Raw genomic sequence first — 20,239 nt, 5'->3', positions numbered from 1 at the left:
TAATAACATGATTATCAGTCCACCTATTCTCAAAACACCTCAGGGTAATGCCAGTGATGAACAGTGGCTAGCTGCTTTGATGCCCTTTACCACTCGTGGAAGTTTTCCAATTGCCAGTCGTATGGCTTGGCACGGTGGACAGCATATCGAGTATACCGATACCGGAGCACAGGGGGAGCCGGTGCGTGCAATCGCCGACGGTATGGTGATATATAAGCGCGACCCATCTCCTAATGCAGACAAAAAACCTTTGGCCTATCAGGGAACAACTGACAACGGCTGTGTAGTCATCAAGCACAGCACTGAAATTGGTGAAGGTCCGGATGGGCAGATCGAGTACTACTCGATTTATATGCATCTCAAACAGGTTTTTGTCAAAAAGAAGCAGCCAGTCAATCGCAAGGATAGCTTGGGCAGCGTAGGTAGCTGCAACGGTAACAATGCGATGCATCTGGAAATAATCTGTGACGATGCCAATCTGAAAAAAATCGTCGGTAGAAGCTCAGGCAAGCTCGATATCAGCAAGGATGGGCGGGACAAGATCGTCTATGGTGATATGCATTTCCATCTACCGCCAGGCACACCATTTTTTGCTTCTATTGCATCAGCGCAAGCTCCCGCAGGAAGTGGCACAGCCGTTCATACCTCCACGGTTCCTCTGTTTGTGACGATGCGTTTTGAACGCGGTAAATGCCTGCTAACAACTCGGCAAGAAGATACTCAACAAGAGGGTGTATTCGTTGAGGTCGGCTCAGCACTAGCAGATAGCGACGACAAGTATGAGTACAGTCTTTACAGCAAAGCGACCACTCTGGGAGATGCTTTTCATATTGCCCCGAGCGCTGCTTACGAACTGCTTCGATTTGGTCGGGTCATTAATACCGAAAATGAAACCCCTATCCCTGCTGGCTCAGTCCCGCATTGGCACAAAGTCAATTACCCAGGCGGCCAAGGCTGGGTAAATCTGAATGCAGTAGGCATCAAGAAATTCAGCGATGCTGATTTTCCTCATTGGCTAGGGTGTACGTTGGTTGACGATGATCCTACACCGGATAGCCAATGTAACTCCCCAACACTTGAGAAATGGCTTACTGGAAATAGCGGGAAGAAGTTGGATAAAGACGTACTAGCAGCCGCACTGAGCGATATCAAAGTTCAGTCACGACTTTCGCGAGCGATTTGTAAATTTCCAACCGAGTGGCAAAAATCCCAAATCGATACGCAATATGCTTGGCTAAAAAGTAAAAGTGACGTATTGGACGATCCAATGGATGAGAAGAAATATGCTGAATTCAAGGGGCATATTGAATCTTTATCGTTTTGGGAAGAGGCTGGGTTGGAGATTCCTAGTGCTCACTGGCATTTTCACCCCATGGTGTTTATTGAGCACTTCAGACAATGCAACTGGATAGATAAGAGTGAATTAAAAAGAATCTATCCTGATGACATCCAGAAGATGGATAAAGGAAAAATTCAGACTGCTAAAAATGGATTGAACGACTCCATTCGAGAAAAGTATAGGAAACAGATTTGCATCGCAATCAGAAAGCATCTAATTAATAAAACTGGCTTGCGAATGACTAATTTTTTTGCGCAAGCAGCGGAAGAATCCCGTACGCTTACATGGATGAGTGAGTCACGATCTGAAAAATCATGCAACGATCTGTATGGTGGCAAACTTGGCAATGATCTTCCTGGCGATGGTTATAAATACAGGGGCAGGGGAATTAAGCAGCTTACAGGAAAATCCAACTATGCTGGTTATTGGGTTTATCGAGGAAAGATAACAAGGAATTCATTTGACCCTGCGTGGTGGTCTAAAAAAAATGCTAGAAAACCCGAAATCAACAACCCTGACTTCTTAATCAATGACAATTATGCAACAATAGATGCAGGGGCATGGTATTGGGAGTCAGGACCAAGAAGAGGTGAGCCAAGGAAGAGCAGTACAATTAATAAAATTATTGACGAATTCCAAGGTGATCTTAGTTCGATTGCAAGGACGGTTTGTGTAGAAATTAATGGTGGAACTAATGGATTGGAGAATAGACAATACCATACCATCAGAATTGCAAAAATACTAACGGACTTAGTTTAATGAATAAAAAATCATTATTTGTAATTTTCCTTGCCCTTTTTTATGTCAACTCCACATCACTGGCAGAGTCCATTACATTAAAAAACAAGCAGCAAGTAAGCAAAACAAGTAGTAATTTGTATCGCAATATAAAATTTAGCAAAGATGACGGGGCGATTTATATTGACTTATTTTTAGCAAGAAGCCGTGATGGTTATGAAACAGATTCCATGCAAATCTGCGTATCTGCTGAAAAGTGTGCAAAAGATGACTGGACTCTAATCGGCAGAGCTGATTACTTTAACAGCTCACTTTACTCTGAAGTAAATACCACAAAATTGGATGGGAATAATATTTACACGGCATTCAATCTGTGCCAAATAAGTAATGCAGGGGGAGAGGTTTCCATGGGGGGACAGTGTCTAACTATAACGGGTCAAAATGAAAATAAGAAGTTTGTTTACAATTCCTACTTAGGTCGCGCCTCAAAGTGCAGGCCAGATAGCATGTGCTGGCAGAAACTCGCCAAAGAAAGATTTTCATTTATTTCGAGATTTTTAAAAGAATATAAAATTAAAATATTCGAGCAAAGTAAGTAGCCATTACTCCAATAGATCTTATAAAAGGACCTCAGCAGTCCAAGCATAAAGCCTGCAGGGTCGTTATGAAATACTAAAGATGCGACTGGCATCAGGAATGACGTCTTTCCAATATAGAGCAACTCATGATTTACGCGCACAACCACGGACATCTCAAGCAGGATATAAATCAATAAATAAAATAATAAAAGAAAATGACATATCAGCGCAGACTATTACCTCCGTCTCTTTTCCCTAAATGGCGGCAGCATGGACCTTGACGATAGAATTAAGCAAACCACTCGAATCTCAAGGGAGCTTCTGAATGCAACAAGTAAATAAATTTATTACATTATTAATTCTTCTCCCTGGACTTTCCTTCGCCAAGGGGGCAATATGCATTGGCAATGTGCAATTCACATATACGGATAAAAAATGGGCTAAAAAGAACAACCAGTTAATAAGAAAAAACAGCCTTACTACACAGCGCCTTATAATTAGCAATACCGACCCTAACAATCCAGCCATAAGGCCCATATCAGAATCAGACGTCCAGGAAGGGCTTGGAGAGAAAGGGGTCTGGTATTTAGGCGGTGTAGCAGGAACCTCTGGGCCTGCCTCACTAGCCATGGAAAATGGCTTTTCCATCTATGAGACAACAGACGCATGCGGCATAACTTACAAAAATGGCACATCGGGGACTGGACTTTGCTATATTGCAAGAATAATAGGAAAAACATCAGATATAGAAATTAATGCAGGATCTGTCTCATTTGAAGAGGAAAATAAAGTAGTCGATGCCTACAAAAAAAGATCAATCAAAGAGTTTAGAAGAGTTGTCTACTCGGCAACCATTGGCTGTCAGTAAACTGATTTAAAATAGCGTTCGATAAGTATTCGCCACAAGACACCATCCCACAAATGGATATGCCGAGTTTAAAAATTCTCATGACATGCACATACATTGGCGGGCGTGTACTGAATTTTGTGTAAACGGATATTTGGCAGGAAACTGCCACCTAGTCTGGAGACACAATGAGCTCGAAGAAACACGACGTACCTGAGACACTACTGGACAGCTTGCTGGCTAATTACCAGAAGCCCGAAGACCTCATCGGCGAGAACGGCCTACTCAAGGAGTTGACCAAGCTGCTGGTCGAGAAAGCCCTGGATGCCGAGATGGCCGCACACCTTGGTCATAGCAAACACGAACCAGTGCTCAATCCCGCCGGCAACACCCGGAACAGCAAGAGCCGCAAGACCCTCAAGGGCGAGTTCGGCGAATTGCCTATCGAGGTACCACGCGACCGCCAGGGCAGCTTCGAGCCACAACTCATCCCCAAACACCAGACCCGCTGGACCGGCTTCGACGACAAAGTCATCTCGCTTTACGCCCGGGGCATGACTGTTCGGGAAATCCAGGCCCATCTGGAAGAGATGCGACGTCCCCCCAGCCTGATTTCCTCCATCACAGATGCTGTCAGCGAGGATGGTCAAAGCCTGGCAGGCTCGCCCTCTCGATTCGGTTTATCCAATCATCTACCTCGACTGTATCCACGTGAAGGTGCGTGAGGGGGCTGTGCGCGTGAAGGCCGTCTACCTCGCCATCGGCATTACCCTGGCTGGAGAGAAGGAGGTACTGGGGATGTAGCTGGCTCAGACGGAGGGAGCCAAGTTCTGGCTTCAGGTCGTGACCGAGTTGCGTAACCGGGGCGTACAGGACATCTTTATCGCCTGCGTCGATGGCCTGAAGGGTTTCCCGGAAGCGATCGAGGCGGTCTTCCCGAAAGCAGCGGTGCAGTTGTGCATCGTGCACATGGTGCGATACAGCCTGAACTACGTGTCGTGGAAGCGGCGTGCTGAAGTGGCCGCCGACCTGAAGCGAATCTACCAATCTGCGACCCTCGATGAAGCTGAGCAGCGGCTAGGTGAGTTTGAGGCCAAGTGGGATGAGGAGTATTTGCCGATTGGTCAGTCCTGGCGGCGCTACCGGGCTCGGTTGACACCATTCTTCGACTACCCGCCGGAGATCAGGAAAGTGATCTACACCACCAACGCCATCGAGTCGGTAAATATGGGTTTGAGAAAACTGACCAAGAATCGGGGCTCGTTCCCGAGTGATGAGGCGTTGCTGAAACTGTTCTATCTGGCGCTGAGGAACATCAGCCAGAAGTGGACCATGCCGATTCGGGATTAGAAGGCAGCGCTGACTCGCTTTACCATTCAGTTCGAGGAACGCATTCCACAGGCGTAACCCAAACCCCGTTTACACAAAAATTCGGACAGGCCCGTCTATACACCGGTACAGAAAAGGCAGAGTTGTCTGCATCTCCTAGCGGATAGCACCGGCATCAAGATGATGGGTGAAGGCGAGTGGAAAGTGAAAAGCATGGTGCTGACTACCCGTAGCCAATGGCGTAAGCTGCATCTGGGCATAGATGCGCAAACTCTGGAAATCCGTGCCATGGATGTGACCGACAATCACACCGGTGATGCCACGATGCTGCCAGAGCTGCTATCGCAAATTCCGGCGACGGAGGGACTGGTGACCGTGATCACAGATGGGGCGCACGAGACACGTCTATGTCACACAGCGATTGCGGAATGCGGAGCAGCTGCCATCATTCCCCCGCGCCGAAACGGCCAATTCTGGAAAGGGAATTCACGGGGCAATCAGGCTCGCCATGAGTCACTACGCTCAGTGAAGTATCTAGGGCGCACACTCTGGAAAAAGTGGAGCGGCTACCATCGCCGCAGTCTAGTCGAAACGAAGATGTACTGTTTCAAATTGCTGGCAGACCGAGTTAAGTCACGGGACTTTGACCGGCAGGTGTGGAGCTTCAAATCTGTGCAGCGATTCTAAATCGCTTCACAGCACTGGGTACGCCGCAAACGGTCCGCATGGGATAAATCCGTCTGGGGATTGGGGTAGTTCGACCTGCAGCTGATGTGTGCAACAAAGCCGCTAACACCTCATACCAACTGCCTGCCCATGACAGGCAGTCGGCCCCGGCGAATGGCATGTAAAGCATGTAAAACGGGGCTAATTGGCTTCACTTCACTCAAAGCGGTGTAAAGCCGGCAGCGGCCGGCTTGTAGCGCCAGGCCGGCCTGACTAAGGTGAGCACATTGTTCACCATGAATGCAGGTCCATCATGCGCCCCTCCCTGTTTTTGTTTGCCAGCGCCAGCCTCGCCCTGCTGCTGAGCAGCACCAGCCAAGCCGCCGAGACATCCGCACCGTTCGATGCGCCCTCTCCTCATCACTGCCCGGCCGAACACCGTGATGCCTCGGCCGCCGAACACCCGCACTGCGCCCAACATGGTCCGCATGCCGCGGATGAGCACGGCCACCAACCGCCCCCGCCGCCGCACGAACCACCGCTGGCCGCGGTAAAAGCTTGCCTTGGCAAAAAAGTGGGAGCCAAAACCACCGTGTATCTGCATGGCGACAGTATTCCCGCCATCTGCCAACCCTACGATGGCATGCTATTGGCCAAGCCGCTGCGCCCGCTGGCACCGCCGGAAGACGGGCCACACGCTACCAAGTGAGTTCCCAGTAAACGTAACAAGGCCGGGCTTTGCCCGGCCTTGTTACGTTTAGGACTGCAAACAAAATAGCGCTGTTTCCCTGATGCAAGGCGCGCCGACGCAGACAGTACAAGGTGTACGGCAAGGAGGCGCAACGCAGCCGCAGGTTTTTGTCAGCGGCGCTTAACTCGCCAACACGTCGCCCTGCCCGGCTGGCTTACAGCTTAAGCATGCCCTTCTCTTCGATGATGGCGATGATGTCGGCCAGCCCCTGCCCGCTTTTCAGATTACTGAACACAAACGGCCGCTCGCCGCGCATCTTGCGCGCATCACGCTCCATCACGTCCAGCGAGGCACCCACCAGCGGTGCCAGGTCGATCTTGTTGATCACCAACAGGTCCGACTTGCAAATACCCGGTCCGCCCTTGCGCGGGATCTTGTCGCCGGCGGACACATCGATCACGTAGATGGTGAAATCGGACAGCTCCGGGCTGAAGGTGGCCGCCAGATTGTCGCCGCCGCTTTCGATGAAGATCACGTCCAGCCCCGGATGGCGCGCATTCAGCCGTGCCACGGCCTCCAGATTGATGGACGCATCCTCGCGGATGGCAGTATGCGGACAGCCGCCGGTTTCCACACCGATGATGCGGTCTGGTGACAGGGCTTCATTCTTCACCAGGAACTGCGCGTCTTCCTGGGTGTAGATGTCGTTGGTGACCACGGCCACGTTGTAGATGTCGCGCAGGGCGCTGCACAACGCCCAGGTGAGATGGGTCTTGCCCGAGCCGACCGGCCCGCCAATGCCCACGCGAAGTGCGCTCTGTTTCATGCCGGATGTCCTTTTTGTTGTGGTGATACGGTGGCGGATAAGGGAGCCTGGATTTGCAGGCTCATGAAGATGCTGAAGGGATCTTCACGGTAATGGGCAAACGGCCCACAGCGGCTAAAGCCAAAGCTTTCATACAGCGCCAGGGCGGGCAGGAATGCCGTAGTGCTGCCGGTTTCCAGGCTGAGCCGCTGATAGCCACGCTGCTGCGCCGTGTGCAGGATCTGCGCCAGAATGCACTGCGCCACGCCCTTGCGCAGATGGGCAGCAGCGGTGCGCATGGATTTGATTTCGCCATGCGTGGGGTCCAGCTGTTTGAGCGCGCCGCAACCCAGCACCTCCTCGCCCTCCCACGCGGTCCAGAAGGTGAGCGCTGCGGCCTTCAGGCCGGACAGGTCGAGCGCGTGTACGCTTTCCGCTGGCGAGTTGGCATACATGCCGGCCAGATGCTCTTGCAGCAGCGCATGCACGCGCGGGTCGGTCAGGTCATCGATGATGATTTGCATGGTGTCAGGCTTTTTCAGAATGCGGAAACACAGGGCCAAGACCTTGCCACAACCGCGTAACAGGAAAGCAGGCCGTGCACTGGCTCATGATCGGAACAACCTGCTGTATTGGGTTTCGTGTTTCATCGCCGCCCACATCAGGCCGGGGGCAAAATTGCTGTGTTGTGCTGCGGGCAGGCTGATGGCGCGCTCTACCGCAGTGGCCAGCGCCGGCAACAGCGCAGACAGCAGTTGCTGGCCGGCAGTCTGTCCCATGGGCATGGCCTTGAGCAGCACCATGACCTGGTTTTCCAGCCAGCTCCACAAGAGAGCGGTGACCGCTTCGCGCTCGGCAATACCCAGCATCTGCGCCGCCACGGCCCAGGCCGTGGGCAGGCAGATTTCCTCGCCCGCCAAGCCCGCAGGCCAGCACATGGCCTGGTTTTCCGGCAGGCTGGCCAGCAGCTGGCGCAGGGAATAGCCCATCTGCACGGTTTCCTGTCGCTGTTCGCGGCTGTCGCGGCTGGCCAGATAGCGCTGGTTGAGCCGGGCCAGTTCCACTGCATCAGCGGCAGCCAGCGCCCGTAGCGACTGCACCAACACGGTGGCATCAAACTCGCACACCGGGCCTTGCAAGACATCCCCCAGCCAGCGGCGGGCGCTGGCGGCATCGTGCACCAAGCCCAGCTCCAGCGCACTTTCCAGCCCTTGCGAATAGCTGAAGCCGCCAATCGGCAGGCCGGGGCTAGCCAGCCGCAGCAGTTGCAACAGGGGCAGCAGTGCCGTCATGCCGGCTGGCCAAACAGATGCAGCTTCGGCGCGTACTGGAAGGCCGCATCCTTGCCGTGCGAATGATGATGGCCGCCACCGTAGGCACCACTTTCCGGGTGGAATGGTGCCTGCAGGCGGCTCACTTCGGCACCCAGCTGTTGCAGCATCTGTTCCAGCACGCTGTCGTCCAGCAGCCGCAGCCAGCCATCGCCCACCTGCAGATGCACATGGCGATTGCCCAGATGGTAGGCAGCACGGCACAGCTCCTGGGCATTGGCACAGCGCACATGCATGAGCGGCTCGTCGGCCGCCAGCACCCGCAGCACCCGCCCGTCTTCGGCCAGCAGCAGCTGACCATCGGCCAGTGGCGCGCCTGCCGACAGAAACAGGCCAACTTCTTCGCCATTACTGGCGCGGGTACGCAAGCGGGTTTTGCTGCGCAGCTCGAAGGTCAGCCGCAGCTCGGCATCCCAGCCGGCGGCCTGTTCCAACCGTTGATTGATGATCAGCATTTTCCTGCCTCTCTTTCTTCTTTTCCATCCAAAGAAACACTACTTGCCACGTCCTGATTGCTCCACGCTCAGAACAGGAAATAGCGCTGCGCCATGGGCAGGCTGGTGGCCGGTTCGCACCACAGCAGCTGGCCATCGGCCTTCACCTGATAGTTTTGCGGGTCCACCTCGATCTGCGGCAGATAGTCGTTGTGGATCAGGTCGGTCTTTTGCACGCTGCGGCAGTTTTGCACAGCCACCAGCCGCTTGCTCAGCCCCAGCGCCTGGCCGATGCCGGCATCCAGCGCAGCCTGGGAGACAAAGGTGACGCTGCCATCGGCAATGGCCTTGCCAAAGCTGCCGAACATCGGCCGGCTATGCACCGGCTGCGGGGTGGGAATGCTGGCATTGGCATCGCCCATGGCCGCCATGGCGATGATGCCGCCCTTGAGGATGAGCGAAGGTTTGACGCCAAAGAACATCGGCTTCCACAGCACCAGGTCGGCCAGCTTGCCCACCTCGATACTGCCCACCTCGTGGCTGATGCCATGGGTGATGGCCGGGTTGATGGTGTACTTGGCGATATAGCGCTTGATGCGGGCGTTGTCGCAGCCCTCGCCATCGCCTGCCAGCGGGCCGCGCTGCTGCTTCATCTTGTCCGCCGTCTGCCAGCAACGCAGGATGGTTTCCCCCACCCGACCCATGGCCTGGCTGTCGGAAGACATCATGGCAAACGCACCCAGATCATGCAGGATGTCCTCGGCGGCAATGGTTTCGCGGCGGATGCGGCTTTCGGCAAAAGCCACATCCTCGGCAATGGCCGGGTCCAGGTGGTGGCACACCATCAGCATGTCCAGATGCTCGTCGATGGTGTTGACGGTAAACGGCCGCGTGGGATTGGTGGAGCTGGGCAACACATTGGCAAAGCCGCAGGCCTTGATGATGTCCGGCGCGTGGCCGCCACCGGCCCCCTCGGTGTGATAGGTGTGGATGGTGCGGCCCTTGAACGCCGCCAGCGTGGCCTCGACAAAACCGGATTCATTCAGGGTGTCGGTGTGAATGGCCACCTGCACGTCCATCTCGTCGGCCACGCTCAGGCAGTTGTCGATGGCGGCCGGGGTGCTGCCCCAGTCTTCATGCAGCTTCAGGCCGATGGCCCCGGCACGTACCTGTTCGCGCAGTGCTTCCGGCAGGCTGGCATTGCCCTTGCCGGTAAAGCCCAGGTTCATGGCAAAGCCTTCCGCCGCCTTGAGCATATTGGCCATATGCCACGGCCCTGGCGTGCAGGTGGTGGCATTGGTGCCGGTGGCCGGGCCGGTGCCACCACCTATCATGCTGGTGATGCCGGAGGCCAGCGCTTCTTCGATTTGCTGCGGGCAGATGAAATGGATATGGGTATCGATGCCGCCGGCGGTGACGATCATGCCTTCACCGGCGATGATTTCCGTTGCCGCGCCGATGACGATGTCCACGCCGGGCTGGATGTCCGGGTTGCCAGCCTTGCCGATGGCAGCGATACGGCCGGCTTTCAGACCGATATCCGCCTTGACCACGCCCCAGTGGTCGATGATCAGCGCATTGGTGATCACGGTATCGGCCACCTCGGCCGCCAACGCCTGGCCCTGGCCCATGCCGTCGCGGATTACCTTGCCACCGCCGAATTTCACTTCCTCACCGTAAACGGTGTAGTCGCGCTCCACCTGCGCCCACAAGCCGGTATCGGCCAGGCGCACCGCATCGCCCGTGGTGGGGCCGAACATTTCGGCATAGGCTTGTCTGCTGATTTTCATAAGTCCCCCATCACCCGGCCCTGAAAGCCGAACACCCGGCGCGCCCCCGCCAGCGCCACCAGCTCTACCGTGCGCGTCTGGCCCGGCTCGAAACGCACGGCGGTGCCGGCGGCAATATTCAGCCGGAAGCCACGCGCAGCGGCACGGTCAAACAGCAGTGCGTCATTGGTTTCGGCAAAGTGATAATGCGAACCCACCTGTATCGGCCGGTCACCACGATTGGCCACTACCAGACTGATGGTGGCGCGGCCGGCATTCAGATCGATCTCGCCGTCCTGCACGCGGATTTCTCCTGGAATCATGTGTTGCTCCTGTCAGGTAAGCGGCGAATTCAGACTATCGGCTGGTGCACGGTGACCAGCTTGGTGCCGTCCGGGAAAGTGGCTTCCACCTGGATGTCCGGAATCATCTCCGGCACGCCCTCCATCACCTGCGCACGGCTGAGCAGCGTGGTGCCGTAGTGCATCAATTCGGCCACACTGCGGCCATCACGCGCGCCTTCCAGAATGGCGGCGCTGATATAGGCCACGGCCTCGGGGTAATTCAGTTGCAGGCCACGCGCCAGCCGGCGTTCGGCTACCAGTCCGGCGGTGAAGATCAGCAGCTTGTCTTTTTCGCGGGGGGTCAGTTCCATGGAATGCTTTCGTGTCAGCTTGCCCAGATGCGCGGCTGGCTGGCCGCACGTCCGTGGCTGAAGGGATAGATCAGGTCGCGACAGGCACGCAGCCAGTGATGGCCTGCCTCGGCACTGTCGCCGATGAAACGGGCCAGCCACACGCCAGGCAACTGGCTGGCCGCAGCACGCCCGGCACAGGGCAGATCAAGACAAGCCTGATGCAGCTCGGGCGGCAAGTCCGGCCCGGCCCACAGCAAGGTGGCCAGCACGCTGTGGCCGCCCATGCCCACCGGCGAGGCCAGCAAGGGGCTGTCACCCGGCACATGGCTGTGTTCGCACCACAGTAGCTGTTCGTTGCGCCACACTTCGCCGCTTTGCTGCCAGCAGCCGCGATCAAAGCGCTCGGCACTGGCCGGCCGGCCCAGGCACATCACCTCGCCGGCCAGCAGGCGGGCATCGCCCTGCAGCCGAAAGTGATTGTCCAGCGCCACCACGCTGCCGGCATACAGAATGGTTTCCTGTGGCAGCCATTCCAGCAGGCTGCCCGGCAGCTGCTCCACCCGCAGCTGCTGGGAGGATGCACGGCCGAAGCCGTCGTACCATTTGGCCGCACCGGGGCTGGTCAACAACACTGCACTGCCCTCGGCCAGATGAATGTCCAGCGTCAGCCGGTCGCCCCCGGCCATGCCGCCGGGCGGATGCACCACAATGTGCTGGCACTGGCCGTGGCCATCGATAAAGTGTTTCTGCACCCGCAGTGGCCCCTGATGGCGGCGATGCACCGGCACGGTGCGCCCTTGCACCACGGCATAGCCCAATTCCAGTGCAGCCGGCCAGCCGGCCAGCAGTTCGCTCGGCAAGGGGCTGGCAGAGGGCAGCTCGTTCATGTTCATCAGCAGTCAACCAGCAAGGCGAATGCACTTGAATCAGCAATTACCATGCCGGGGCCGTCATCAGATGGCCAATAGTTCGCGCACGCCATCGCTGGCCATCTGGCTGCCCTGCCCGCTGCAGATCACCTCGCCGCGCGACATCACCAGGTAGCGGTCGGCCAGCGCTTCGGCAAAGTCGTAGTACTGCTCCACCAGCAGGATGGCCATGTCGCGCTGCGCCGCCAGGCTGCGGATGACTTCGCCGATCTGCTTGATGATGGAGGGCTGGATGCCCTCGGTCGGCTCGTCCAGCACCAAGAGCGAGGGCTGGCTGACCAGCGCCCGGCCGATGGCCAGTTGCTGCTGCTGGCCGCCGGACAAATCGCCGCCACGGCGCTGGCGCATGTCGTACAGCACCGGGAACATCTCGTACACCGAGGCCGGAATCTCGCGCCCGGCCTTGCCGCCAAATCGCGCCAGCCCCATGCGCAGGTTTTCTTCCACCGTCAGCCGGCCAAAGATTTCCCTGCCCTGTGGCACATAGGCAATACCACGCGCCACGCGCTGGTGCGGCGCGCAGCGGCTGATGTCCTCACCCTGCCAGCGGATGCTGCCGCTTTTGACTGGCAGCTGCCCCATCAGACAGCGCAGCAAGGTGGATTTGCCCACGCCATTGCGGCCGAGCAGGCAGGTAACCTGGCCGATTTCGGCCTGCAGGCTGACACGGCGCAGAATGTGGCTGCCGCCGTAGTATTGTTCCACTTCTTGTATGTCCAGCATGTCAGCGCCCCAGATAGACTTCGATCACCCGTTCATCCGCCTGCACTTGCTGCAGGCTGCCCTCGGCCAGTACCGCGCCCTCGGCCAGCACCGTCACCTTGCCGGCAATGCTGGCGATGAAATCCATATCGTGTTCCACCACCATCAGCGAATGCCGGCCCTTGAGGGTGAGCAGCAGCTCGGCGGTCTTTTCGGTTTCGGCATCGGTCATGCCGGCCACCGGCTCGTCCAGCAGCAGCAGTTGCGGCTCCTGCGCCAGCAGCATGCCGATTTCCAGCCACTGTTTCTGGCCATGCGACAGCAGCCCGGCCAGCCGCTGCCGCTGCTCGCCCAGGCGGATCAGCGTCAGCAATTCGTCGATACGGTCGCGCTGCTGACCGGTCAGGCGGGCGCGCAGGCTGGCCCACACCGAACGCGGTCCGGCCAGCGCCAGTTCCAGGTTTTCCTGCACCGTCATCGCCTCGAACACGGTGGGCTTCTGGAATTTGCGGCCTATGCCCAGCTGGGCGATTTCCGCCTCGGAATGCTGGGCCAGATTGATGGTCTGGCCGAAAAAGGCCGAGCCGCTATCGGCACGGGTTTTGCCGGTAATCACGTCCATCATGGTGGTCTTGCCCGCGCCATTGGGGCCGATGATGCAGCGCAGTTCGCCCACGGCTATCGACAGCGACAGGCGGTTGAGCGCGCGAAAACCATCAAAGCTGACGCTGATGTCGTCCAGATACAGGATCTGCCCATGGGTGACATCCAGCCCCGGTTGCAACAGCCGGCCGCTGGCAGCGGTATCGCCGTCCCAGCTTTCGCGCTGTACCGATTGCGAAGTAGTGGCGGACATCATGCATTCTCCTTGTGACGGCGCAGCAGGCCCAGCAGGCCGCGCGGCAAAAACAGCGTGGTGGCAATGAACAGCGCCCCCAGGAAAAACAGCCAGTACTCGGGAAAGGCCACGGTGAACCAGCTCTTGGCTGCATTGATGAAACCCGCGCCCAATACCGGGCCAATCAGGCTGCCACGCCCGCCCACCGCCACCCAGATGGCGATTTCAATGGAGTTGGCCGGTGACATTTCCCCCGGATTGATAATGCCCACCTGCGGCACGTAGAGTGCGCCGGCCAGGCCGCACAGCATGGCCGAGGCCACCCAGATGAACAGCTTGTAATACAGCGGGTTGTAACCACAGAACATCAGCCGCGACTCGGCATCGCGAATGGCAGTGAGGATGCGGCCGAACTTGCTGTTGACCAGCCAGAAACCGGCAGCCAGCGCTGCCACCAGCAGCAGCACGGTCAGCAGGAACAGCGTGGCGCGGGTGGCTGGCTCGGCAATGCCATAGCCGAGGATGCGCTTGAAGTCGGTAAAGCCGTTGTTACCGCCAAAGCCGGTTTCATTGCGGAAGAACAGCAACATGGCGGCATAGGTGAGCGCCTGGGTCATGATGGAAAAGTACACACCCTTGATACGCGAACGGAAAGCCAGCCAGCCGAACACCAGTGCCAGCAGGCCGGGAACGCCCACCGCCAGACACAGCGCCCAGGCCAGGTGCTCGCTGCCCTGCCAGAACCAGGGCAGGGTTTTCCAGTCGAGAAACACCATGAAGTCGGGCAGGTCGCTCTGGTAATTGCCGTCATGGCCGATGGCGCGCATCAGATACATGCCCATGCCGTAGCCGCCCAAGGCAAAGAACAGGCCGTGGCCCAGGCTGAGCAGGCCGGTGTAGCCCCAGACCAGGTCCATGGCCAGCGCCACGATGGCGTAGCAGAGGATCTTGCCCACCAGCGTCAGGGTATAGGCCGACACATGCAGGCTGCTGGCCGGGTCGGTCCATAAATGCAGGGCGGGCATGGCCAGCAACACGGCCAGTGCCGCAGCACCTGCCAGTTTCAGCGGCAGTGGCCCGATACGGTGGGCCAGCCGCAGGGAAAGTGCGGATTGCATGATAGTGCTCCTAGTCCAGCACCCGGCCCTTGAGGGCAAACAGGCCTTGCGGACGCTTCTGGATGAACAGGATGATGAAGCCGAGAATGAGGATCTTGCCCAGCACCGCCCCCAGCGACGGCTCCAGAATCTTGTTGACGATGCCCAGGCCCATGGCCCCGGTCACGGTACCGGCCAGCTGGCCCACCCCGCCCAGCACCACCACCATGAAACTGTCCACGATATAGCCCTGGCCCAGTTCGGGGCCGACGTTGCCGATCTGGCTTAGTGCCACCCCGCCCAGCCCGGCAATGCCGGAGCCCAGGCCGAAGGCCAGCATGTCCACCTTGCCGGTGGGCACGCCCACGCTATCGGCCATGCGGCGGTTTTGCGTGACCGCGCGCACAAACAGGCCCAGCCGGGTCTTGTTGAGCGCCAGCCAGGTCAGCAGCAGTACGCCCGCGACAAAGGCAATGATGGCCAGCCGGTTGTACGGCAAGGTCAGTGCCGGGGTGATGACCCAGCCACCGGACAACCAGGACGGGTTGGCCACTTCCACGTTTTGCGCACCAAACAACATGCGTACTGCCTGGATCAGCATCAGGCTGATGCCCCAGGTAGCCAGCAGGGTTTCCAGCGGGCGGCCATACAGATGGCGGATGATCAGCCGCTCCAGCGCCATGCCGATGACAAAGGTGACGGCAAAGGCCACCGGCAGCGCAGCCAGCAGATAGGCATCGAATGCGCCCGGCCACCAGCTGCGGAACAGGTTCTGCACCACATAGCTGGCGTAGGCGCCAATCATCAGCATTTCACCGTGTGCCATATTGATGACGCCCAACAGGCCATAGGTGATGGCCAGCCCCAGCGCAGCCAGCAGCAGCACCGAGCCCAGGCTGATGCCGCTAAAGGCATAGCCCAGCATGTTGTAACGCCATTGGCTGGCTTTGATGTCCGCCACGGCCTGAGTGGCCGCCGCCCGCACGCGGGCGTCAGACTCGCTGGCACTGTCGGCCAGCGGCGCCAGCAGCGTCTGCGTGGCCGGGTCGGCACTGTCGGCCAGGGTGTGGATGGCTTGCAGGCGCTGCGCGGCATCCGGGCTGGCCAGTTGCAGACGGGAGCTGGCCACCAGCAAGGCCTGCTTCACCTGGCTGTCCTGTTCCTGTTGCTGCCGGCTCAGCAGCAAGGGCAGCAGGCCGGGGTTGGCACTGTCTTGCAAGGCCTGGATGGCACTCAGGCGCTTGCTGCGCTCGGGGTCGGCCAGATCGCTGGCGGCATGAAACGCCTCCAGCGCGCTGCGCACGCTGTTGTTGACCGGCAGTGTATCCAGACTGGCGGCATCGCCAGCCACCGGCTGGCCGTTGTCCACATCGCTGAGCTTGCCGTCGACCCCTTGCAACAACACATGGTTGCCATCAGTGCTGCTGAACAATCTGCCCTCTTCCAGTGCGGCAACAGCCTGACGGCGCGGGCCGTCGGCCTGTACCGTCCACTGGGTGATCAGCCCGGCGCGGTCGGCCGGGTCGGCATGGGCCAGCTCGGCCAGCGGGCTGGCCGCCACCAGGCCGCTGTACAGCAACAGCAGCAGGAGCAAGGGTTTGAACAATTGCATGGTGCTTTCCTTACTGAATGGACCGCCAGGCCGCCCTGCCTGTTGCGGGCAGGGCGGCAGCGGTCAATGGCGCGAGTCGTCCCGTACTGCGCTTACTTGCTCTTGACCGGGGTATCGGGCTTCTTGTCATTCCCCGGGATAAAGGGGCTCCACGGCTGGGCGCGGATCGGGGTCTTGGTTTTCCATACCACCGAGAACTGACCGTTGGACTGGATTTCACCAATCATCACCGGCTTGTGCAGGTGATGGTTTTTCGGGTCCATTTCCAGGGTGAAGCCGGACGGGGCGGCAAACTTGATGCCGGCCATGGCCTTGGTGACGGCGGCCACATCGGTGGTGCCGGCTTTTTTCACCGCCTCGGCCCACATATTGATGCCCACATAAGTAGCTTCCATCGGGTCGTTGGTCACCAGCTTGTCGGCATTGGCCAGGCCCTTTTTCTTGGCCCAGGCGCGGTAGTCGGCAATCCACTTGCTGTTGACCGGGTTCTTCACGCTCATGAAGTAGTTCCAGGCCGCCAGATGGCCGACCAGCGGCTTGGCATCGATGCCCTTGAGTTCTTCCTCACCCACCGAGAAAGCCACCACCGGCACGTCGGTCGCCTTCAGGCCCTGATTGCCCAGTTCCTTGTAGAAGGGCACGTTGGAGTCGCCATTGATGGTGGAGATGACGGCCGTCTTGCCACCGGCGGCAAACTTCTTGATGTTGCCGACGATGGTCTGGTAATCACTATGACCAAAGGGGGTGTACATCTCCTGGATGTCCTCGTCCTTCACCCCCTTGCTGTGCAGGAAGGCTCGCAGGATCTTGTTGGTGGTGCGCGGGTAGACATAGTCGGTCCCCAGCAGGAAGAAGCGCTTGGCACTGCCGCCTTCCTTGCTCATCAGGTATTCCACCGCCGGAATGGCCTGCTGGTTGGGCGCAGCCCCGGTGTAGAACACATTGGGCGACATTTCCTCACCCTCGTACTGCACCGGGTAGAACAGCAGGCCGTTCAGCTCCTCGTACACCGGCAGCACCGATTTGCGCGAGACCGAAGTCCAACAGCCAAAGGTCACGGCAACTTTGTCCTTGCTCAAGAGCTGACGGGCTTTTTCGGCAAACAGCGGCCAGTTGGAGGCCGGGTCCACCACCACCGGTTCCAGCTTCTTGCCCAGCACACCGCCCTTAGCGTTGATCTGGTCGATGGCAAACAGCGCCATATCCTTGAGCGAGGTTTCCGAAATGGCCATGGTGCCGGACAGGGAGTGCAACACCCCTACCTTGATGGTGTCGGCGGCAAAGGCCGGCATGGACACGAGGCCGGCGGCGGCCAGGACCAGCGGAGCGGACTTCAGAAACATGCGACGAGTAGATGCCATGAGATTCCCCTGATGATTGGTATGGATGTTGCGCTGCGTCATCAGAGTACGATCCACGCCGGGCCAGCAAAATACGTTACATGACGTAGATGCATGCGCAGGTCGGCGCTGGTGCGTGCTTGCCGCACGGCGATGTCCTTGTGCTAGGCTGTGGCTCCCCGTCGATGGAGTCTGTTTATGCTGCCACGCAGCGCCTGGCGTGATTTCACCGCCGTCATTTTCAGCGTGGCCCTGCTGGGCCTGGGTCTGGGCAGCACCATGCCGCTAACCGCCCTTACCCTGACCGCTCGCGGTTTCAGCCCGGAGGTGATCGGCTGGACCGTGGCCGCCGGTGCGCTGGGCGGGGTGCTGGCCACGGTGGCCGCGCCGGCGCTGGCGCTGCGGCTGGGACGGCGCAATGTGATGCTGGGCTGCCTGCTGCTGGCGACACTGTCGGTGATGCCGCTGCAATACCTGCAGTCGATTCCCGGCTGGATGCTGGCGCGCTTTCTGTTTGGTGCGGCCATGGCCCCGCTGTTCGTGCTGGGGGAAAGCTGGATCAACACCCTGGCCGGCGACCATGCGCGTGGCCGCATCGTGGCCATTTATTCCACCTGTTTCACCGCCTGTCAGGTATTGGGGCCGCTGCTGACCGACCTGCTGGCACGCTGGCCGGAGCAGTCCTTCCTGCTGTGCGGCGGGCTGTTCTTGCTGGGGGTGCCGGGCATCATGCTGGCGCGGCCCGAACAGCCGGCCAGCCAGCAGGCAGCCCACCCAGCGCCGCCTGCGCCCGGCACGCCGGGCAAACAGAGCGCCACCTCCTGGCTGGGCATCATCCGCAGCGCGCCGGCCATCCTGCTGGGCACCGCCTTCTTTGCCTCATTCGATACCGTCATGCTCAGCTTTCTGCCGCTGGTGGCGATGGATGCCGGCATGAGCCAGAGCCGCGCCCTGGCTTCGGCCTCCATCCTGCTGGCTGGCGATGCCGCGCTGCAATTCGCCATCGGCTGGCTGGCCGATCACTTTGGCCGCCGCCGGGTGCAGCTGCTGTGCGGGGTGCTGGTATGCCTGTTGCTGCCCTTGCTGCCGTGGCTGATGCAGCTGCCGGGGCTGTGGGAGGTGTATCTGTTTGTGCTGGGCGGCTGTGCCGGTGCCATCTATACCTTATCCATGGTGGCCAGCGGCGAGCTGTTCAGCGGGGCGGCACTGTTGCGTATTTCCGGGCTGATTTCGCTGAGCTGGAATCTGTCCAGCAGCCTGGGGCCGGCAGCTACCGGGCTGGTGATGCAGCATGCCGGCGGTAGCTGGATGGTGGCGGTGCTGTGGGGCATGGCCCTGCTGTTTGTTGTCAGCGGCTGGCGGCAGCGCGCGGCGACACAGGCCGTCGCCCTACACTGAGCCCTTGCCAGCACACCGGCTTTTTCGCAGGCTGCACGTTTCAACAAACTGACGGAAGCCAAGCATGCAGCCAGCCAGATGGCCCCAAGGGATACGCGCCCTGATTGCGCGGGAATGGCAGCAATTACGCAGTTTCCAGGCCAGTGACCGGCCATGGCAGATGCCGCTGACTGCCGCGCTGGCCACCGGTCTGCCACTGCTGATTGCCGCCTGGACCGGCCAGCTTGGCTTTGGCCTGCTGTCGTCCCTGGGTGGCATGGCCTTTCTCTACCTGCCGGCCACGCCCATGCACCACCGCATGGTCACCATCATGGCCTGCAGCTTTGGCCTGATCGCCAGTTTCACCCTGGGCCTGTTAAGCCAGCTGCTGCCGCTGGCTGCCGCCCCGGTACTGACCGTCATCACCATTCTGGTGACCATGATCTGCCGCTTTTACCGCCTGCCACCACCCGGCAGCTATTTCTTCGTGATGGTGGCCGCGCTGGCCGCCTATACCCCGGTCCCCGTACTGCAAATACCACTGCGGGTGGGCCTGCTGGCCATGGGCAGCCTGCTGGCCTGTGTACTGGCCTTCGGCTATAGCCTGCATGTACTGAGCCAGCGCACACCCCGGCCGATACAGCCCTTGCCGGCGGCCGATTTCGACTTCGTGGTGGTGGATGCGCTGATCATCGGACTGACCGTCGGCCTGTCGCTGCTGCTGGCCGAACTGTTGCAACTGGAACGTCCCTACTGGGTGCCGGTGAGCTGCCTGGCCGTGCTGCAGGGGGCCAGCTTGCGGGCGGTGTGGAACCGCCAGTTGCAGCGGCTGCTGGGTACGGCGCTGGGGCTGCTGCTGACCTGGGCGCTACTGAGCCTGCCCTTGAATGGGTGGTCGGTCACGCTGCTGGTAATGCTGCTCAGCGGCGTGGTGGAAACCCTGGTGGTGCGCCACTACGGCATGGCGGCGGTGTTCATCACGCCCATGGCCATTTTGCTGGCCGAAGCGGCGCACCTGGGCCAAGGCTCGCCCACCGGCCTGATCGAGGCGCGCTTCTACGACACCCTGGCGGGTGGGCTGGTCGGCTTGCTCGGCGGCCTGAGCCTGCACCGGCCCCCCTTGCGCCAGGGCATCAGCCAGCTGGTGCGGCGTGTTCTGCCGGTGAAGGACACTTTTTGA

The 20,239-nt window shown here is 59.2% G+C and carries 19 protein-coding genes and 2 pseudogenes; 8 read left to right on the top strand and 13 right to left on the bottom strand.

Annotation, left to right across the window (positions count from 1 at the left end; translation table 11 throughout):
• Positions 1-7 precede the first annotated feature (7 nt).
• The 6 genes and pseudogenes from H2Z84_RS09200 (at position 8) to H2Z84_RS09175 (ending at position 6,206) form a co-directional block, all read left to right on the top strand.
• Positions 8-2,098: a peptidoglycan DD-metalloendopeptidase family protein gene (locus H2Z84_RS09200; protein ID WP_181835727.1), complete on the top strand. Its 2,091-nt coding sequence runs from the start codon at positions 8-10 to the stop codon at positions 2,096-2,098.
• Positions 2,098-2,676, top strand: coding sequence for a hypothetical protein (locus H2Z84_RS09195; protein WP_181835726.1), 579 nt, complete (start codon positions 2,098-2,100; stop codon positions 2,674-2,676). Before H2Z84_RS09200 ends, H2Z84_RS09195 begins: the two co-directional genes overlap by 1 nt.
• Positions 2,677-2,980: 304 nt before the next feature.
• Positions 2,981-3,523, top strand: coding sequence for a hypothetical protein (locus H2Z84_RS09190; RefSeq protein ID WP_181835725.1), 543 nt, complete (start codon positions 2,981-2,983; stop codon positions 3,521-3,523).
• A gap of 167 nt (positions 3,524-3,690) precedes the next feature.
• A pseudogene (locus H2Z84_RS09185) lies at positions 3,691-4,852 on the top strand (IS256 family transposase).
• A gap of 93 nt (positions 4,853-4,945) precedes the next feature.
• Positions 4,946-5,565: pseudogene (locus tag H2Z84_RS09180) on the top strand (IS5 family transposase); the annotation flags it as partial.
• Between the two features lie 245 nt (positions 5,566-5,810).
• Positions 5,811-6,206: a hypothetical protein gene (locus H2Z84_RS09175; RefSeq protein ID WP_181835724.1), complete on the top strand. Its 396-nt coding sequence runs from the start codon at positions 5,811-5,813 to the stop codon at positions 6,204-6,206.
• A gap of 196 nt (positions 6,207-6,402) precedes the next feature.
• On the opposite strand, the gene ureG is transcribed toward H2Z84_RS09175, so the two are convergent.
• From ureG to urtA, 13 genes are all read right to left on the bottom strand, one after another.
• Positions 6,403-7,014: an urease accessory protein UreG gene (gene ureG / locus H2Z84_RS09170; protein WP_181835723.1), complete on the bottom strand. Its 612-nt coding sequence runs from the start codon at positions 7,012-7,014 to the stop codon at positions 6,403-6,405.
• The gene (locus H2Z84_RS09165; protein ID WP_181835722.1) at positions 7,011-7,517 is read right to left on the bottom strand and encodes a GNAT family N-acetyltransferase; all 507 of its coding nucleotides are present in this window, start codon (positions 7,515-7,517) and stop codon (positions 7,011-7,013) included. Before H2Z84_RS09165 ends, ureG begins: the two co-directional genes overlap by 4 nt.
• A gap of 84 nt (positions 7,518-7,601) precedes the next feature.
• Entirely contained in the window at positions 7,602-8,285 is a 684-nt protein-coding gene (locus tag H2Z84_RS09160) for an urease accessory protein UreF (protein WP_181835721.1), read from the bottom strand.
• Positions 8,282-8,779, bottom strand: coding sequence for an urease accessory protein UreE (gene ureE / locus H2Z84_RS09155; RefSeq protein ID WP_181835720.1), 498 nt, complete (start codon positions 8,777-8,779; stop codon positions 8,282-8,284). Before ureE ends, H2Z84_RS09160 begins: the two co-directional genes overlap by 4 nt.
• A 68-nt stretch (positions 8,780-8,847) precedes the next feature.
• Complete coding sequence (gene ureC, locus H2Z84_RS09150; protein ID WP_181835719.1) at positions 8,848-10,548, bottom strand: urease subunit alpha; 1,701 nt, start codon at positions 10,546-10,548, stop codon at positions 8,848-8,850.
• Complete coding sequence (locus tag H2Z84_RS09145; RefSeq protein WP_103524024.1) at positions 10,545-10,850, bottom strand: urease subunit beta; 306 nt, start codon at positions 10,848-10,850, stop codon at positions 10,545-10,547. Before H2Z84_RS09145 ends, ureC begins: the two co-directional genes overlap by 4 nt.
• 29 nt (positions 10,851-10,879) lie before the next feature.
• Positions 10,880-11,182 carry an urease subunit gamma gene (gene ureA / locus H2Z84_RS09140; RefSeq protein ID WP_103524023.1) on the bottom strand — a complete coding sequence of 101 codons (303 nt, stop codon included), beginning with the start codon at positions 11,180-11,182 and terminating at the stop codon, positions 10,880-10,882.
• Positions 11,183-11,196: 14 nt separating this feature from the next.
• Positions 11,197-12,057 (bottom strand): urease accessory protein UreD, encoded by an 861-nt coding sequence (locus tag H2Z84_RS09135; RefSeq protein ID WP_258869349.1) that lies wholly within the window; start codon positions 12,055-12,057, stop codon positions 11,197-11,199.
• Between the two features lie 60 nt (positions 12,058-12,117).
• A complete protein-coding gene (urtE, locus tag H2Z84_RS09130; RefSeq protein ID WP_181835718.1) occupies positions 12,118-12,816 on the bottom strand; it encodes an urea ABC transporter ATP-binding subunit UrtE in 699 nt (232 codons plus the stop codon).
• A gap of 1 nt (position 12,817) precedes the next feature.
• A complete protein-coding gene (gene urtD / locus H2Z84_RS09125) occupies positions 12,818-13,654 on the bottom strand; it encodes an urea ABC transporter ATP-binding protein UrtD (RefSeq protein WP_181835717.1) in 837 nt (278 codons plus the stop codon).
• Positions 13,651-14,751: an urea ABC transporter permease subunit UrtC gene (urtC, locus tag H2Z84_RS09120; protein ID WP_181835716.1), complete on the bottom strand. Its 1,101-nt coding sequence runs from the start codon at positions 14,749-14,751 to the stop codon at positions 13,651-13,653. The genes urtD and urtC overlap by 4 nt, the downstream gene beginning before the upstream one ends.
• 10 nt (positions 14,752-14,761) lie before the next feature.
• On the bottom strand, positions 14,762-16,342 hold the full coding sequence (gene urtB, locus H2Z84_RS09115; RefSeq protein WP_181835715.1) for an urea ABC transporter permease subunit UrtB: 1,581 nt from the start codon (positions 16,340-16,342) through the stop codon (positions 14,762-14,764).
• 92 nt (positions 16,343-16,434) lie between these two features.
• Positions 16,435-17,703: an urea ABC transporter substrate-binding protein gene (gene urtA / locus H2Z84_RS09110; RefSeq protein WP_220272766.1), complete on the bottom strand. Its 1,269-nt coding sequence runs from the start codon at positions 17,701-17,703 to the stop codon at positions 16,435-16,437.
• 177 nt (positions 17,704-17,880) lie between these two features.
• On the opposite strand from urtA, the gene H2Z84_RS09105 reads away from it, so the two are divergent.
• On the top strand, positions 17,881-19,080 hold the full coding sequence (locus tag H2Z84_RS09105; RefSeq protein WP_181835714.1) for an MFS transporter: 1,200 nt from the start codon (positions 17,881-17,883) through the stop codon (positions 19,078-19,080).
• A gap of 64 nt (positions 19,081-19,144) precedes the next feature.
• Complete coding sequence (locus H2Z84_RS09100; protein ID WP_181835713.1) at positions 19,145-20,239, top strand: FUSC family protein; 1,095 nt, start codon at positions 19,145-19,147, stop codon at positions 20,237-20,239.

The sequence above is a fragment of the Aquitalea aquatica genome (genome assembly GCF_013911085.1).
In the GTDB taxonomy this organism is placed as follows: domain Bacteria; phylum Pseudomonadota; class Gammaproteobacteria; order Burkholderiales; family Chromobacteriaceae; genus Aquitalea; species Aquitalea aquatica.
The sequence above is the reverse complement of the archived record's forward strand: the minus strand, read 5'-3'. Positions and strand labels throughout refer to the sequence as shown.

Excerpts from the sequence above, each read along its gene's own strand:
- H2Z84_RS09200 (WP_181835727.1), top strand. The coding sequence starts at position 8 with ATGATTATCAGTCCACCTATTCTCAAAACACCTCAGGGTAATGCCAGT.
- H2Z84_RS09195 (WP_181835726.1), top strand. The coding sequence starts at position 2,098 with ATGAATAAAAAATCATTATTTGTAATTTTCCTTGCCCTTTTTTATGTC.
- H2Z84_RS09190 (WP_181835725.1), top strand. The coding sequence starts at position 2,981 with ATGCAACAAGTAAATAAATTTATTACATTATTAATTCTTCTCCCTGGA.
- H2Z84_RS09175 (WP_181835724.1), top strand. The coding sequence starts at position 5,811 with ATGCGCCCCTCCCTGTTTTTGTTTGCCAGCGCCAGCCTCGCCCTGCTG.
- ureG (WP_181835723.1), bottom strand. The coding sequence starts at position 7,014 with ATGAAACAGAGCGCACTTCGCGTGGGCATTGGCGGGCCGGTCGGCTCG.
- H2Z84_RS09165 (WP_181835722.1), bottom strand. The coding sequence starts at position 7,517 with ATGCAAATCATCATCGATGACCTGACCGACCCGCGCGTGCATGCGCTG.
- H2Z84_RS09160 (WP_181835721.1), bottom strand. The coding sequence starts at position 8,285 with ATGACGGCACTGCTGCCCCTGTTGCAACTGCTGCGGCTGGCTAGCCCC.
- ureE (WP_181835720.1), bottom strand. The coding sequence starts at position 8,779 with ATGCTGATCATCAATCAACGGTTGGAACAGGCCGCCGGCTGGGATGCC.
- ureC (WP_181835719.1), bottom strand. The coding sequence starts at position 10,548 with ATGAAAATCAGCAGACAAGCCTATGCCGAAATGTTCGGCCCCACCACG.
- H2Z84_RS09145 (WP_103524024.1), bottom strand. The coding sequence starts at position 10,850 with ATGATTCCAGGAGAAATCCGCGTGCAGGACGGCGAGATCGATCTGAAT.
- ureA (WP_103524023.1), bottom strand. The coding sequence starts at position 11,182 with ATGGAACTGACCCCCCGCGAAAAAGACAAGCTGCTGATCTTCACCGCC.
- H2Z84_RS09135 (WP_258869349.1), bottom strand. The coding sequence starts at position 12,057 with ATGAACATGAACGAGCTGCCCTCTGCCAGCCCCTTGCCGAGCGAACTG.
- urtE (WP_181835718.1), bottom strand. The coding sequence starts at position 12,816 with ATGCTGGACATACAAGAAGTGGAACAATACTACGGCGGCAGCCACATT.
- urtD (WP_181835717.1), bottom strand. The coding sequence starts at position 13,654 with ATGATGTCCGCCACTACTTCGCAATCGGTACAGCGCGAAAGCTGGGAC.
- urtC (WP_181835716.1), bottom strand. The coding sequence starts at position 14,751 with ATGCAATCCGCACTTTCCCTGCGGCTGGCCCACCGTATCGGGCCACTG.
- urtB (WP_181835715.1), bottom strand. The coding sequence starts at position 16,342 with ATGCAATTGTTCAAACCCTTGCTCCTGCTGCTGTTGCTGTACAGCGGC.
- urtA (WP_220272766.1), bottom strand. The coding sequence starts at position 17,703 with ATGGCATCTACTCGTCGCATGTTTCTGAAGTCCGCTCCGCTGGTCCTG.
- H2Z84_RS09105 (WP_181835714.1), top strand. The coding sequence starts at position 17,881 with ATGCTGCCACGCAGCGCCTGGCGTGATTTCACCGCCGTCATTTTCAGC.
- H2Z84_RS09100 (WP_181835713.1), top strand. The coding sequence starts at position 19,145 with ATGCAGCCAGCCAGATGGCCCCAAGGGATACGCGCCCTGATTGCGCGG.